Origin of the sequence: Micromonospora aurantiaca ATCC 27029, from assembly GCF_000145235.1 — a bacterium.
Taxonomy (GTDB): domain Bacteria; phylum Actinomycetota; class Actinomycetes; order Mycobacteriales; family Micromonosporaceae; genus Micromonospora; species Micromonospora aurantiaca.
Genome location: NC_014391.1, coordinates 5,801,703 through 5,816,084, shown reverse-complemented (window position 1 = coordinate 5,816,084; position 14,382 = coordinate 5,801,703). Strand labels below are relative to the sequence as shown.

12 protein-coding genes and 1 tRNA gene are annotated in these 14,382 nt (G+C 72.3%); 5 read left to right on the top strand and 8 right to left on the bottom strand.

Annotated features, from left to right (window positions below):
* The first annotated feature begins 6 nt into the window (after positions 1-6).
* A complete protein-coding gene (locus MICAU_RS25790; protein WP_244879675.1) occupies positions 7-1,134 on the top strand; it encodes a cupin domain-containing protein in 1,128 nt (375 codons plus the stop codon).
* 61 nt (positions 1,135-1,195) lie between these two features.
* Here MICAU_RS25790 and MICAU_RS25785 read toward each other — a convergent pair whose 3' ends face one another.
* From MICAU_RS25785 to MICAU_RS25750, 8 genes are all read right to left on the bottom strand, one after another.
* Positions 1,196-3,205: a helix-turn-helix domain-containing protein gene (locus MICAU_RS25785; protein WP_013288289.1), complete on the bottom strand. Its 2,010-nt coding sequence runs from the start codon at positions 3,203-3,205 to the stop codon at positions 1,196-1,198.
* A gap of 115 nt (positions 3,206-3,320) precedes the next feature.
* Positions 3,321-4,292 (bottom strand): ABC-2 membrane transporter-related protein, encoded by a 972-nt coding sequence (locus tag MICAU_RS25780; RefSeq protein ID WP_013288288.1) that lies wholly within the window; start codon positions 4,290-4,292, stop codon positions 3,321-3,323.
* The gene (locus MICAU_RS25775) at positions 4,289-5,188 is read right to left on the bottom strand and encodes an ABC transporter ATP-binding protein (protein ID WP_013288287.1); all 900 of its coding nucleotides are present in this window, start codon (positions 5,186-5,188) and stop codon (positions 4,289-4,291) included. Before MICAU_RS25775 ends, MICAU_RS25780 begins: the two co-directional genes overlap by 4 nt.
* Positions 5,185-5,580 carry a GntR family transcriptional regulator gene (locus MICAU_RS25770; protein ID WP_013288286.1) on the bottom strand — a complete coding sequence of 132 codons (396 nt, stop codon included), beginning with the start codon at positions 5,578-5,580 and terminating at the stop codon, positions 5,185-5,187. The genes MICAU_RS25775 and MICAU_RS25770 overlap by 4 nt, the downstream gene beginning before the upstream one ends.
* Before the next feature lie 166 nt (positions 5,581-5,746).
* Positions 5,747-5,818 (bottom strand) — tRNA-Arg (locus tag MICAU_RS25765).
* 76 nt (positions 5,819-5,894) lie between these two features.
* Positions 5,895-6,590 (bottom strand): winged helix-turn-helix domain-containing protein, encoded by a 696-nt coding sequence (locus MICAU_RS25760; protein ID WP_013288285.1) that lies wholly within the window; start codon positions 6,588-6,590, stop codon positions 5,895-5,897.
* 420 nt (positions 6,591-7,010) lie between these two features.
* Positions 7,011-7,685 (bottom strand): DUF305 domain-containing protein, encoded by a 675-nt coding sequence (locus MICAU_RS25755; protein WP_013288284.1) that lies wholly within the window; start codon positions 7,683-7,685, stop codon positions 7,011-7,013.
* A gap of 10 nt (positions 7,686-7,695) precedes the next feature.
* Positions 7,696-8,532 (bottom strand): thioredoxin-like domain-containing protein, encoded by an 837-nt coding sequence (locus MICAU_RS25750; RefSeq protein ID WP_013288283.1) that lies wholly within the window; start codon positions 8,530-8,532, stop codon positions 7,696-7,698.
* Between the two features lie 98 nt (positions 8,533-8,630).
* On the opposite strand from MICAU_RS25750, the gene argS reads away from it, so the two are divergent.
* The 4 genes from argS (at position 8,631) to thrC (ending at position 14,151) form a co-directional block, all read left to right on the top strand.
* Entirely contained in the window at positions 8,631-10,298 is a 1,668-nt protein-coding gene (gene argS / locus MICAU_RS25745; protein ID WP_013288282.1) for an arginine--tRNA ligase, read from the top strand.
* A 4-nt stretch (positions 10,299-10,302) separates the two neighbouring features.
* Positions 10,303-11,688 (top strand): diaminopimelate decarboxylase, encoded by a 1,386-nt coding sequence (gene lysA, locus MICAU_RS25740; protein WP_013288281.1) that lies wholly within the window; start codon positions 10,303-10,305, stop codon positions 11,686-11,688.
* A complete protein-coding gene (locus MICAU_RS25735) occupies positions 11,685-12,989 on the top strand; it encodes a homoserine dehydrogenase (protein WP_013288280.1) in 1,305 nt (434 codons plus the stop codon). Before lysA ends, MICAU_RS25735 begins: the two co-directional genes overlap by 4 nt.
* A gap of 112 nt (positions 12,990-13,101) precedes the next feature.
* Complete coding sequence (gene thrC, locus MICAU_RS25730; RefSeq protein WP_013288279.1) at positions 13,102-14,151, top strand: threonine synthase; 1,050 nt, start codon at positions 13,102-13,104, stop codon at positions 14,149-14,151.
* Positions 14,152-14,382: the final 231 nt, after the last annotated feature.

The following is a 14,382-nucleotide window of genomic DNA, read 5'->3' as shown; positions in this document are numbered from 1 at the left end:
GCCGGAATGGGATCATCGCCCAAGGACCACCAGATGGTCGGCACGGTCCCGCGGAATCCGGCGATCGACCAGTCACACCCCGACCTGGTGCATCCGCCGTCGACAGACAACGGGCTCATGCCGAACCTGGTGTTCCCGTTCTCGCTGGCGCACACGCGGCAGGAGAGCGGCGGCTGGACCCGGGAGGTCACCAACCGACTCCTGCCGATCGCCCACGACCTGGCGATCGTGAACATGAAGCTCAACCCCGGGGCGTACCGGGAACTGCACTGGCACATCCAGTCCGAGTGGGCCTTCGTCCTCACCGGCAGCTGCCGGATCGCCGCCGTGGACCAGGAGGGCCGCAACTTCCTGGAGGACGTCAAGGCCGGCGACCTCTGGTACTTCCCGGCCGGCATCCCGCACCACATCCAGGCGCACGACGAGGGCGTGGAGTTCCTGCTCGTCTTCGACGACGGCTGCTACTCCGAGGACGCCACGTTCCAGCTCACGGACTTCTTCTCGCACGTGCCGAAGGAGGTCATCGCCAAGAACTTCGGCTGGACGATGCAGCAGATGGCCAACTTCCCGCCGGAGTCCGAGCGGTACATCTTCCCGGGGCAGAGCCCGCCGCCGCTGGCCGAGGACCGGGTCTTCAGCCCCACCGGCGACGTGCCCCGGACGTTCAAGCACAGCCTGCTCGCCCAGACGCCGGAGAAGTTCGAGGGCGGCAGCGTACGCATCGCCGACTCGAGCAACTTCGCCGCGGCGATCACCACCACGGTCGCCATGGTGGAGATCGAACCCGGAGCGATGCGGGAACTGCACTGGCACCCGAACGGCGCGGAGATGCAGTACGTGATCTCGGGCAAGGGACGCATGGGCGTCTTCGCCAACCACGGCACCGCGCGCACCTTCAACATGGAGACCGGCGACGTCGGCTACGTGCCGATCTCGATGGGCCACTACATCGAGAACATCGGTGACAAGCCCTTCGTCTACCTGGAGCTGTTCCGGACCGCGAAGTTCGAGGACGTGTCGCTCGCCCAGTGGCTGGCCAACGTCCCGCCGGAGGTGGTCGCGGACACGATCAACGTGCCACGCGAGCTGATCGAGGCCCTTCCGAAGACGAAGAGCCCGCTGCAACGGCACTGAGAACGCGGTGCTGAGCGCGGACGCCGCGACCCTGTGGTGTCCGCGCTCCGCGCCGCATTCCTCAACCTTCGTCCCGCGACTCCCAGACCAGCGCCAGCTCCACCCGGTTGTGGACGCCGAGCTTCGCGTAGATCGAACGCAGGTGGGTGTCGACGGTGTGGAACGAGACGAACAGGTCCCGGGCCGCCTCCTGCTTCGTCATGCCGACCGCGAGCAGTTCGGCCACCCGTACCTCGGCGGGGGTCAGCGCGGCCACGGCCCGGCGGCTGGCGTCGTCTCCCGTCGTGCCGTCGGGCTCCGGCGTCCCGTCCCCGGCGACGCCGGCACCCATCCGGGTGTACATCGCGGCGCACTCGGCGAGCAGGCCGGGCGCCTCCGCCGGCGGCAGCCCGGGCGACCGCGCCAGGTCGTGCAGCGCGTCGGCCAGGGCCGGCCGGGCGGAGGTGGTGCGGAGCAGCCGTACCGCCGCGCGCAGCGCCGGCGGATCATCGGTCAGCAGCCCGTCGACCTGGTGCGCCACCCCGCGCCAGAGCGCGTTGTTCGCCATCCCGGCGGCCCGCTTCAGGTGGTCGGCGAGGATCTCGGCCCGCTGCCGGTCACCCAGCGCCAGCGCTGCGCGGACCAGCCGCGGGCCGTGGTGCGGCACCAGCAGCAGGGGAGCCATCGAGCGGTCCGGCATGGCGAACGCGGCCCCCAGGAGCGCGGCGTGCCGGCCCGGTTCCGGGTCGCCCGCGGCGGCGCAGCCCAGACGGAACCACTGCATGTCGTCGGGCCAGCCCACCGTGGGGCGTTCGTCCGCCAGCAGCTTCCGGGCCGCGGCCACCTCACCCCGGCGCAGCAGCACCTCCACGACCGTGGCGAGCAGGTCCACCCGGGCCTGCGCCGGCAGGGCGACACCGCGTTCGGACAACGCGAGGCGGGCCCGCGCCTCGGCCTCGGCCAGCTCGCCGGTGCTCAGCCGCAGGACGCAGTCCAGCGCGGTCACCAGCGGCTGCGCCACCGCGCCCAGCGTGTCGATCTCCCCGGCGACGCCGTCGAGCGCGGTCGCCGCGTCGACGTACCGGCCGAGCGCGATCTGGTTCGCCACCCGGTCGACGCGCAGGAAGATCGCCTGGGTACGGGCAGCCGGCTCGCCCGCGTCCACCTCCCGCAGGATCCGCGCGGCGCGGGGCAGGTCGCCGGTGGCGGTGGCCCGGGACGCGTTCGCCAGGGCCAGCCGGATGCCGCCGCCGGGGGAGGGGCTGCGCTCGTGCGCCCGCTCCGCCGCCGCCACCAGCTCGGCGGCGTCGGGATGCCCGAACCGGGCCGCCAGCGACGCCAGCATGGTGAGCGTCCAGCTCCGCCCGGCGGCGTCCAGCTCCTGGTTCAGCGCCCGCCCGAGGTACGTCAGGGACAGCGAGGGGCGCTGTGTCGCGTAGTAGGCCCCGAGCCGCCCGAGCAGCATCGCCCGCTGCCGTGGCCCGTACCTGTCGGCGGCGACCTCCCGGTGCAGCATGCGCAGCGTCTCGTCCACCCGGCCGGCCAGGTAGAGGTTGTCGGCGACGTCGACCAGCCAGGCCAGGCGCTCGTCGGCCGGGCCCGGTGCCGGGGCGGCCAGCAGCAGGTCCGCGGCGAGGCTGGGTCCGACCGCCGGGTCGGCCGCCAGCCGCGTGGCGAGCGCCCGGGCGGACCGGCTCACCGCCGGCAGGACCCGCAGGAGCTGCCGGGCGGCCTGGGCCGGGCGTCCGGCGTCGGCGAGCACCTCGGCGGCCGCCTCGCGCAGCGCCTGGCGCACCGAGGCCGGCGTGTCCCGCAGGACGTCGTCGCGCAGCGCGATCGAGGCCAGTCGCAGCCCGGCCGCGGTGTCGACGAGGAACCCGCGCGCGATCAGCTCCTCCACCGTCGCGTCGACCGGCTCGTCCGGCGTGGTGCCGGTGCGAACGGCCACCGCTTCGAGGAACCACAGGCCGCAGGGGGCGTCCGCGACGGCGACGCCGCGCAGGACCCACCGCTGCGCAGTGGTGAGCGACGAGGGTACGCCGGTGTGCATCTTGGGACGGTTGGTCAACGGCGTCTCGGGCAACTGGCTCACCTTCGCAGGTGCTGGGTTTCGACCCGTTCACCGCGAGGTTAGCCAGCTCACGACCTGCTCATCCCCGAATCGGGGGACAAAGGTGAGGGCGGCTCCGGATCTCCGGTGCGGGCCGCTAGATGACGCGGCGCCGGACCCGCCACACCACCACACCGACCAGGATCGCCGCGACGGTGACGAACACTGCCGCCTCGATGAGCTGGAACGTCCAGAACCGGTCCGCCGGGTGGTAGACCCCGAACTGCTGGACGCCGCGCGCGTGCAGGAACTGGTTGAGGTTGGTGCCGGCCCGGTCGGCGGCGTCCGTCAGCTCGGCGTACTCGGCCCCGCTCAGCCGCCGCCCGGTGGCGTCGGCGTAGCCGCGCTCGATCACCCAGTCGGCGACGCCCGGCAGGTGCCCCGCCCGGTCCGTCGAACCGCCGGCGGGGACCGGCTCCATGGTGGTGAGCGGCGTGGCGTACGCGGGACGGGCCAACAGCCCCACCGACATCCGGGCGGCGAGGAACGCCCCGAACGCGACGCCGAACGCGGGCAGGCTGCGCCGCAGGATCGCCCCCGCGGCGGTGGCGACGCCGAACGCGAACAGCGCGTACGCCACCGGAACGAGTCCCTCCAGGTCGAATGCGTCGTACTGGAACCGCCCCTCCCACGCGTCGAACGGCTGACGGAACCAGGTGAGCACCGCTGTGAACACCCCGGTGAGCGCGACGGTGACGCCGGCCAGTGCCGCGAGCTTTGCCGCCAGCCAGCGCATCCGCGGCACGGCCTGCGTCCAGGCGAGCTGCCAGGTGCCGTCCTCCAGTTCGCGCGCCAGCAGCGGTGCGCCGAGGAACGCGCCGATGACGACGGGGACCAGGTAGAAGGCCGCCAGGAGGTTCTCGACGTACCCGTACTCCTCGTCGAGCCGGCGGAAGGAGGCCGTGCAGGCCGTGTCGACGCCGGCCTGTCCCGCGCACCGGGCGGGACCGCCGGGGAACAGGTCGTGGGCCTGCGTCCCGAGAACGAGCAGGGCGACGCCGAACACGCCGACGAGCAGACCCAGGACGCAGACCTCGGTCCGGTGCTGGCGCCAGATCAACCACGTCACGCCGGCACCCCCGAGGTGACCGCGGCGCCCGGCTCGGACGGCCGGCGCAGGTACGCCAGCACCAGATCCTCAAGCGCGACCGGCTGGGCCTGCCATCCGGGCGCGGCCGGGAGCCCGCCGTCGCGTACCAGCAGGGTCGTGTGCCTGTCGCTGTGGACGGCCTCCACGACGGTGCCGGCCCGGTCGAGGTCGTCGGCCGTGCGCGGGCCGACGAGCAGCCGGTGCTCGGCGAGGAGGGTGTCGATGTCACCGGTGAGCGTGACCCGGCCCTGGTTGAGCACGACCAGGTGGTCGCAGACGCGCTCCAGCTCGTGCACGACGTGGGAGGAGAACAGGACGGTCACCCCGCCCTCGGCCACCGCGCCCATGAGGACCTGGAGGAACTCGTGCCGGGCCAGCGGGTCGAGGCTGGCCACCGGCTCGTCGAGGACGAGCAGGTCCGGCCGCTTCGCCAGCGCCAGGGCCAACGCGACCTGGGCCTGCTGCCCGCCGGAGAGCGTGCCGGCCCTGCGGTCGAGCGGGATGCCCAGCTTCGCCAGCCGGCGCTCGGCCAACCCCTGGTCGAAGCGGAGGTTGCAGGCCCGGCCGAAGCGGAGCATCTCGGCGACTGTGAAGCGCTTGTACAGCGGGTGGTCCTGGGCCAGGAACCCGATCCGGGACAGCGTCTGCGGGGTGCTCGCAGTGACGTCCCGGCCGAGGACCTCCACCGTGCCGGTGCTCGGTGCCAGCAACCCGACGACCAGGCGCAGCAGCGTGGTCTTGCCCGCGCCGTTCGGCCCGACCAGGGCGATCACGCCGCCCGCCGGCAGCGCCAGGGTGCAGTCGCGCAGCGCCCAGCCCTTCCGGTACCGCTTGCCCACACCGTCGGTGCGCAGCGCGAACCCGGTCGCTGTCACGCCACGTCCTCGTTCCTCGTCTGCTGGTGGACGGAGGTGAAGAGCGCGTCGACCGCCTGTTCGTCGAGGCCGGCCGCGTAGGCGCGGCGCAACCAGGTCTCCAGGCCGCGGCGCAGCGACGTGTACGTCGACGCCGACATCACGGCCGACTGCTGTGCGTTGACGAACGTGCCCTGGCCGGGCCGGCCGGTGACCAGGTTCTCCTGCTCCATCTGCCGGTACGCCTTGGCGACGGTGTTCGGGTTGATCGCCAGGTCCTCGACCACCTCGCGGATGAGCGGGAGGCGGTCACCGGGCTGGAGGAAGCCCAGCAGCACCGCCTGCCGGACCTGCTGGACGAGTTGCAGGTAGGGCGGCACGCCGGAGTGGGTGTCGAGCCGGAAGACGAACACGGTGCTCCTCACTGCTTTACTAGTAACGTAGTAAAGCAGTGGGTCGGTGGTCAAGGAAGCCGGCGCGCCCGGCCAGCCGAGGGATCGCCCGGAAACGGAACGAGCCCGGCAGCCAGGGCGGCTGTCGGGCTCGTGAAGGTCTCTTGGTGCGATTTCTTAGCAAGTGTGCCCCCGGCAGGATTCGAACCTGCGCTCCCGCCTCCGGAGGGCGGTGCTCTATCCCCTGAGCTACGGGGGCTCAGCGACCCGAGAAGAGTAGCAAACCCCCTCCCGGATCACCGAATCGGTACCCCCGCGAGTCGATCTTCGTCGGATCAGGCGGCGGCGACGGCGCGACCGCAGCTCGGCAGCGGGTGCAGCACGACCCGGCGGGGCAGCCGGCGGGGCCACTCGTTGCGCGGCCACGAGCCGTCCACGATCAGGTGCACGGTGCGTTCCTCGGCGCCGCTGAGCCGCAGCACGAAGTCCCGGGGCAGTGGCGGATCCACCGACGGCGTCGTGACCATGAACCGCACCCGTCCCCGCGAGGAGACCGCCGACACCACGTCGGCGGCGGGCATGGTGCCGCGCAGGCGTACCCGGCCGATCCAGTAGACCTCCGCGGCGTGCTCCTGGGCCGCCCGCGTGATCGCCGGGTACTCGCTGCGTACCCAGCGCTCGACCGCGCCGACGCACAGGCCGCAGGCCCGCTCGCGCGGCTCGCGCGGCCCCAGACCCCAGGCCCGGAGGTACGCCCCGACGGTGCCGGCGTCCATCGCCAGCCCGAACCGGCGCTCGATGAGGGCGGTCAGGCTCTGTCGTGTCCAGAGCTCCTCGTCGAGGCCGAACTTGTCGGGGTGGACCCCCCGGAGCACGTCGATGAGTTCGAGTTCCTGTTCGCGGCTGAGCGTTCCCGGCTCGCCCTGCCGCAGTCCGCGACGGACGGCTGCCACCGCTCCGTCACCGCCGATGGTGTGGCGTCGGCACCAGCTGGTCACCGACCGCCCTGCGTCTCTGAGTGCAACCCCCACGTCTTGGGCAACGAGCCCGAATCGCAACTGGTCACGATATGTGGGTAGAAAACTCTCCAACCTCCACAATGACCCGTTAACCCCAAACCGTTACAAACACCCATACAGAACATTCCGGGCAGCCCTGAGGCTCCCGAGTTCGAGATCCTGGTACGAAACGGCCCTCCTGGGGGCCCTTCCGTACCAAGATCTCCTGGCGCGACCCCGCCGCCCCCGTCCCCGCGATCTTGCACTTGCCGCCCTCCGATAACGGGGTGAATCCGGCATCACCGGGGCAGCAACTGCAAGATCGCCGGCGCGGCGCGGCGCGGCGCGGCGGGGCGGGGCGGGGCGGGGGCGGGGCGGGGGAGCGCGGAGACGGTGAGGCCCGGTGCCCCTGGGAGGGGGACCGGGCCTCGGTGGATCGGGTGGGGCGGGTGGTTACGGGGTGCCGCCCAGGCGCTTCAGCGCCGCGCCCAGGTTGGTCAGGTCGTTCTGCTGGGTGTTCTTCATCGTCTGGGCGACCGCCAGCACGTCGTCGTCGTGCCCCTCGTCGAGGATGCCGTCGATCATGTGCACCCCACCGATGTGGTGGCGGATCATCATCTGGAGAAAGAGCACGTCGAACTCGCGGCCGCTCGCCGCGCGCAGCTTCGCCATCTCCTCCGGCGTCGCCATGCCCGGCATCAGGCCGTTCTTGACCAACCCGCCGCCGTCCGGCATCCACGCCATCGGGGCCTGGTCACCGGTCGGGTCCAGCTTCCAGGAGCGCAGCCAGGTCTGCATGGTGCCGATCTCGCCCTGCTGGCCGGTGGCGATGTCCACGCCGACCTGGCGTACCTCCGGGTCCTGGCCCTGGCCGAACGCCAGCAGACCCATCGCGACGGCCTGGTTGTGGTGGGCGGTCATGTCCCGGGCGAACCCGGCCTCCGCCGAGTTCTCACCCGGACGGGTGAGCGTCGGGGTGAGCAGGCCGCCCGCGTACCCGAGGACCAGCCCGACCACGAGGGCGGCGGCCACGGCCAGCAGGCCGTAACGGCGCACCGCGCCCCGGCCGCCCTGGTCGGCGGCCGGAGCCTCGTCGGTCTCGCTGTCGGTGGTCACCGGAGCGGTCATCGCGGCGTCCTTACTGGGTGGGCTGCTGGGGCATGGTGTTCTGGAGGTTGTCGCGCGGGGTGGTGCCGGTGGCGGTGACGCCCTGGTCGCAGAGCGCGTTCGGGCCCTCGATGGAGGCGTTCACCCGCAGGGTCTTGATGAAGTCGTCGATCCGGCCGTCGTCGGCGTTGTCGACCTTGAGCTGGTAGCCCCAGGCCTGGAGCGAGATCGGCTTGTCCAGCCCCTCGAACGGGCTGAGCATCAGCTTCTCCTTGCCCTGCACCTTGCTGCGGAGCTTCTCCACCTGGTCGGCGGGCAGGTCCGGGCGGTAGGTGATCCAGACCGTGCCGTGCTCCAGGCTGTGCACCGCGTGCTCGTTGGCGATCGGGGCGTCGTAGACGTCACCCATGCAGTTCTGCCACGCCTGGTTGTGCGGGCCGCCGACCGGCGGGGTGATGTCGTACTTGATCGCGCCGGGCTGGTGGTTGCCGCCCTTGACCAGGTCCTTGTCCTTCGCGCGGTAGTCGACGATGCCGTCGATCGCCTCGGCGCGCTTCTGCCACGGCTGGCCGCCCTGGTAGACCGCCCAGGCGCCGACGCCGATGATGCCCACGGCCAGAACGCCGACCGCGACGAAGAGGGCGATCGGGCCCCAGGAGCGGCCCTGGCTCACCTTCACCGGGGTGACCGGCTTGCGGCCCTTGCCCCCGGCGCCCTGCCGTGGCGTGCCCTTGCCGCCCCCGGCCTTGCCCGAGCCGGCCTTCGCGGCGGGCTTGTCGGCAGCCGCGGGCCGGCCGGCGGCCGGCTTCTTGCCGGTGCTGACCACGGTGGGACGGCGCTCCGGGCCGCCCGGGGTGCTGATGCTCATCGTGCCTCGTCAGGTCGGTCGGTCAGGGGAGCGCGGGGCCGGTTCACATGCTGGGTCGCCTCCGCGGTGCCCGAGTCTACCCCCGATAACATGGTTCGGTGACTCCCGCAGAACTCGCCGAGGTCGTCCTCGCCGCAGCCCACGCCGTCTTCGACGAGCGGGGACTGGACCGCGCCGCGCTGCCCGCGCAGACCACCGTCGAGCGACCCCGTAATCCCGATCACGGTGACTACGCCTCGACGCTGGCGCTCCAGCTCAGCAAGAAGGTGGGCGTACCCCCGCGGGAGCTGGCGACCGCGCTGGCCGACGAACTGGCCAAGGCGCCGGGGATCAAGTCGGTGGAGATCGCCGGGCCCGGCTTCCTGAACGTCCGCCTCGACGCGGCCGCCGCCGGTCAGCTCGCCAAGGTCATCGTCGAGGCCGGTCCGGCGTACGGGCGCAGCGACACGCTCGCCGGCCAGCGGATCAACCTGGAGTTCGTCTCGGCGAACCCGACCGGCCCGGTGCACATCGGCGGGGTCCGCTGGGCGGCCGTCGGCGACGCGCTCAGCCGCCTGCTCCGCGCCACCGGCGCCGACGTGGGCACGGAGTACTACTTCAACGACGCCGGCTCGCAGATCGACCGGTTCGCCCGCTCGCTGCTGGCCGCCGCCAAGGGCGAGCCCGCGCCGGAGGACGGCTACGGCGGCGCGTACATCGCGGAGATCGCCGCCGAGGTGGTCCGGCTGCGGCCGGACGTGCTCGACCTCCCCGAGGACGCCGCCCAGGAGGTGTTCCGGAACGAGGGCGTCCAGTTGATGTTCGCCGAGATCAAGTCCTCGCTGCGCGACTTCGGTGTGGAGTTCGACACCTACTTCAACGAGAAGGACCTGCACGACGGGGGTGCGCTGGACGCGGCGCTGGACCGGCTGCGGGAGCAGGGGCACGTCTTCGAGTCCGAGGGCGCGACCTGGCTGCGCACCACCGAGTTCGGCGACGACAAGGACCGGGTGCTGCGCAAGTCCAACGGCGAGTGGACGTACTTCGCCGCCGACTGCGCCTACTACCTGAACAAGCGGGAGCGCGGCTTCGACCGGGTCGTGATCATGCTGGGCGCCGACCACCACGGCTACATCGGCCGGATGAAGGCGATGTCCGCGTGCTTCGGCGACGACCCGGCGCGCAACCTGGAGATCCTCATCGGCCAGCTGGTCAACCTGGTCCGCGACGGCGCCCCGGTGCGGATGAGCAAGCGGGCCGGCACCGTGGTCACGCTGGAGGACCTGGTCGACGCGATCGGTGTGGACGCGGCCCGGTACGCGCTGGCCCGCTACTCGGCCGACTCGCCCATCGACATCGACGTGGAGCTGTGGACCCGGGCCAAGAACGACAACCCGGTCTACTACGTGCAGTACGTCGCGGCCCGTACCGCCGGGGTGGCCCGCAACGCGGCCGAGATCGGGCTGACCCGGGGTGACGCCGCCGCGTTCCAGCCGGAGCTGCTCGGCCACGACAAGGAGAACGAGCTGCTCAAGGCGCTCGCGGAGTTCCCCGCGGTGGTGGCCACCGCCGCCGAGCTGCGCGAGCCGCACCGGGTCGCCCGCTACCTGGAGGAGAGCGTCGCGCAGGCGTACCACCGGTTCTACGACAACTGCCGGATCGCCCCGCAGGGCGACGAGGAGATCACCGACACCCACCGGGCGCGGCTCTGGCTCAACGACGCCACCCGGGTGGTCATCGCCAACGGCCTGCACCTGCTCGGGGTGTCCGCGCCGGAGCGGATGTAGCGACATGCGGGCTCACGAGGCAGGCGCACTGCACGGCGAGATCGGTACCCGAGGGCCTGCCTGGCTGCGTACCCCGGTCGACGTCAACGCCCTGGTGCCGCAACTGTGGCCGCGCAACGTGGCGCGCGGCTCCGGCGGCGCGCTCACAGTCGCGGGCCTGGACGTCCGCGGCCTGGCCGCGGAGTACGGCACCCCGGCGTACGTGCTGGACGAGGACGACCTGCGCGAGCGCTGCCGCGAGTTCCGGGCGGCCTTCCCGGACGCGGACGTCTACTACGCCGGCAAGGCGTTCCTGTGCCGCGCCGTGGTCCGGATGATCGCCGAGGAGGGCATGTTCCTCGACGTCTGCACCGGCGGCGAGCTGGCCACCGCGCTGTCGGCCGGGATGCCGCCCGAGCGGATCGGCTTCCACGGCAACAACAAGTCGGTGGCGGAGCTGACCCGGGCGGTCGACGCCGGGGTGGGCCGGATCATCGTCGACTCGTTCACCGAGATCGACCGGCTCTCCGAGCTGGCCCGCGAGCGCGGGGTACGCCCCAAGGTGCTGGTCCGGGTCACCGTCGGGGTGGAGGCGCACACCCACGAGTTCATCGCCACCGCCCACGAGGACCAGAAGTTCGGCTTCTCCCTCGCGGGCGGGGCCGCCGCGGCGGCCGCGTTCAAGATCCTCGACGAGGACGTGCTGGAGCTGCGCGGCCTGCACTCGCACATCGGCTCGCAGATCTTCGACGCCAGCGGCTTCGAGGTGTCCGCCCGCCGGGTGCTCGCCCTCCAGTCGCAGATCCGCGACGCCCGCGGCGTGGAGCTGCCCGAGCTGGACCTGGGCGGCGGCTTCGGCATCGCGTACACCACGCAGGACGACCCGGCGTCGCCGCACGACCTGGCGAAGCGGCTGCGCAAGATCGTGGACGGGGAGTGCGCGGCGGAGAACCTGGCCGTGCCGCATCTGTCCGTCGAGCCGGGCCGCGCGATCGTCGGCCCGGCGGTGTTCACGCTCTATCAGGCCGGGACCGTGAAAGATGTGGACGGCCTGCGGACCTACGTGAGCGTGGACGGGGGGATGAGTGACAACATCCGTACCGCGCTCTACGACGCCTCGTACTCGGCGACGCTGGCGAACCGCACGTCAACCGCGCAGCCGATGCTCGCCCGCGTGGTGGGAAAGCATTGTGAGTCCGGGGACATCGTGGTGAAGGATGAATTCCTGCCCGCTGACGTGCAGCCCGGAGATCTTGTCGCGGTGCCCGGCACCGGGGCCTACTGCCGGAGCATGGCGAGCAACTACAACCATGTCCCGCGGCCCCCGGTCGTCGCCGTCCGCGAAGGTCGGGCGCGGCTGATCGTCCGCCGGGAGACCGAAGACGACCTGCTGGCATTGGATGTGGGATGACCTCACCGGTTCGCTTGGCGCTGCTCGGCTGCGGCACTGTCGGCAGCGACGTGGTCCGGCTGCTGCACGAGCAGTCGGAAGACCTCGCCGCCCGGATCGGCGCCCCACTGGAGATCGCCGGGATCGCCGTACGCCGGATCGGCCGTGACCGCGGCGACCTGCCGGTCGACCCGGCGCTGTTCACCACCGACGCGCTCGGGCTGATCAAGCGCGACGACGTGGACGTGGTGGTCGAGGTGGTCGGCGGCATCGAGCCGGCCCGCGGCTGGCTGGTCGAGGCGCTGCGCGCCGGCAAGAGCGTGGTCACCGCCAACAAGGCGCTGCTCGCCGAGGACGGCGCGGCCCTGCACGACGCCGCCGCCGAGGGTGGCGCCGACCTCTACTACGAGGCGAGCGTCGCCGGGGCCATCCCGCTGCTGCGCCCGCTGCGCGAGTCGCTGCACGGCGACCGGATCACCCGGGTCACCGGCATCGTGAACGGCACCACGAACTTCATCCTCTCCGCCATGGACGCCACCGGCGCCGGGTTCGCCGAGGCGCTGGAGGAGGCCACCGAGCTGGGGTACGCCGAGGCCGACCCGACGGCCGACGTGGAGGGCTTCGACGCCGCCGCCAAGGCCGCCATCCTCGCCTCGCTGGCGTTCCACACCCGGGTGACCGCCGCCGACGTGCACCGCGAGGGCATCACCGAGGTGACCGCCGCCGACGTGGCCAGCGCCAAGGCCATGGGCTGCACGATCAAACTGCTCTGCATCGCGGCCCGGGGCGTCGACGCGGAGGGCCGGGAGACCGTCAACGTCCGGGTGCACCCGGCGATGATCCCGCTGACGCATCCGCTTGCGAGCGTCGGCGACGCGTTCAACGCGGTCTTCGTCGAGGCCGACGCCGCCGGGCAGCTCATGTTCTACGGCCGGGGCGCCGGTGGCGCGCCCACCGCCAGTGCGGTGCTCGGCGACGTGGTGGCGGTGGCCCGCAACCGCCTCGCCGGGGTGCACGCGGCGAGCGAGTCGGCGTACGCGGACCTGCCGGTGCGCCCGATGGGCGAGGCGCTCACCCGCTACCACATCAGCCTCGACGTGGCCGACCGGCCGGGCGTGCTGGCCGGGGTGGCAGGCGTCTTCGCCCGGCACGAGGTGTCCATCGCCACCGTCCGGCAGGGTCCGGCAGGCGGGGACGCCGAACTGGTCATCGTCACCCACGTCGCGCCGGATGCCGCGCTCGCGGCCACCGTCGGTGAGCTGCGCGGACTCGACATCGTCCGTTCGGTGACGAGTGTGCTGCGGGTGGAGGGTGGCGCGTAACCCGCGCGTCCCGCCTGATGGTTAGAGCAGGGTGTGCCGGTGGTCGGCCGAGCAGGCTGGTCCACGCTGGTGACAGGCCCCGGAGCGGGGCGACGGAGGCGAGGAGCACGACATGTGGCGGGGACTGATCGAGGCGTACCGGGATCGGCTGCCGGTCACCGGGGCGACTCCCGTCGTCACCCTGCACGAGGGCAACACGCCGCTGCTGCCGGCACCGGTGCTCTCCGCCCGGGTCGGCGCGGACGTGTGGCTCAAGGTCGAGGGCGCCAACCCGACCGGCTCGTTCAAGGACCGCGGCATGACTGTCGCGGTCTCCAAGGCCGTCGAGGCCGGTGACAAGGCGATCATCTGCGCCTCCACCGGCAACACCAGCGCCTCCGCCGCCGCGTACGCGGCCCGCGCCGGGATCACCTGCGCGGTTCTGGTGCCGCAGGGCAAGATCGCGCTGGGCAAGCTGGCCCAGGCGCTCGTGCACGGCGCGAAGCTGCTCCAGGTGCAGGGCAACTTCGACGACTGCCTCGGGCTCGCCGGCAAGCTCGCCCAGGACTACCCGGTCGCGCTGGTCAACTCCGTCAACATCGACCGGCTGCACGGCCAGAAGACAGCCGCCTTCGAGATCGTCGAGGCGCTCGGCGACGCGCCCGACATCCACTGCCTGCCGGTCGGCAACGCCGGCAACATCACCGCGTACTGGATGGGCTACTCCGAGGACCTGCGCGACGGCAACGCCACGAAGGCCCCCCGGATGTACGGCTTCCAGGCGGCCGGCGCCGCTCCCATCGTCACCGGTCAGGTGGTGCCGGAGCCGTCGACGATCGCCACCGCCATCCGGATCGGCAACCCGGCGAGCTGGACGAAGGCCATCGACGCGCGGGACGCCTCCGACGGTCTGATCTCGGCGGTCACCGACCGGGAGATCCTGTCGGCGTACCGGCTGCTGGCCCGCGAGGTGGGCGCCTTCGTCGAGCTGGGCAGCGCGGCCAGCGTCGCCGGTCTGCTCCAGCAGGCCGAGGCCGGGCGGGTGCCGGCCGGGTCGCGGGTGGTCTGCACGGTCACCGGGCACGGCCTGAAGGACCCGGAGTGGGCCATCTCCACCGCGCCGGCGCCGGTGACCATCGCCAACGACGCGCTGGCCGCCGCCCGCTCGCTAGACCTGGTCTGATCGCTCCGTCCCCGCGGCTTCCCCGGGCCTTGCCCGGCCCCGATTCACACCTCCGTCCGGGGTGCCTCGGGCGACGCACTCCGCTGGACCTCGCGGGCCTCCGCGCTTCCTCTGCCGGACCTCACTTGGGGGAGGTGACGGCATCCCCCGATCTGCACCAGCTCGGGGAGGTGGTGGCATCCCCCGTCCTGATCCACTCCAGCTCGGGGAGGTGGCGGGATCGGGGTGTGT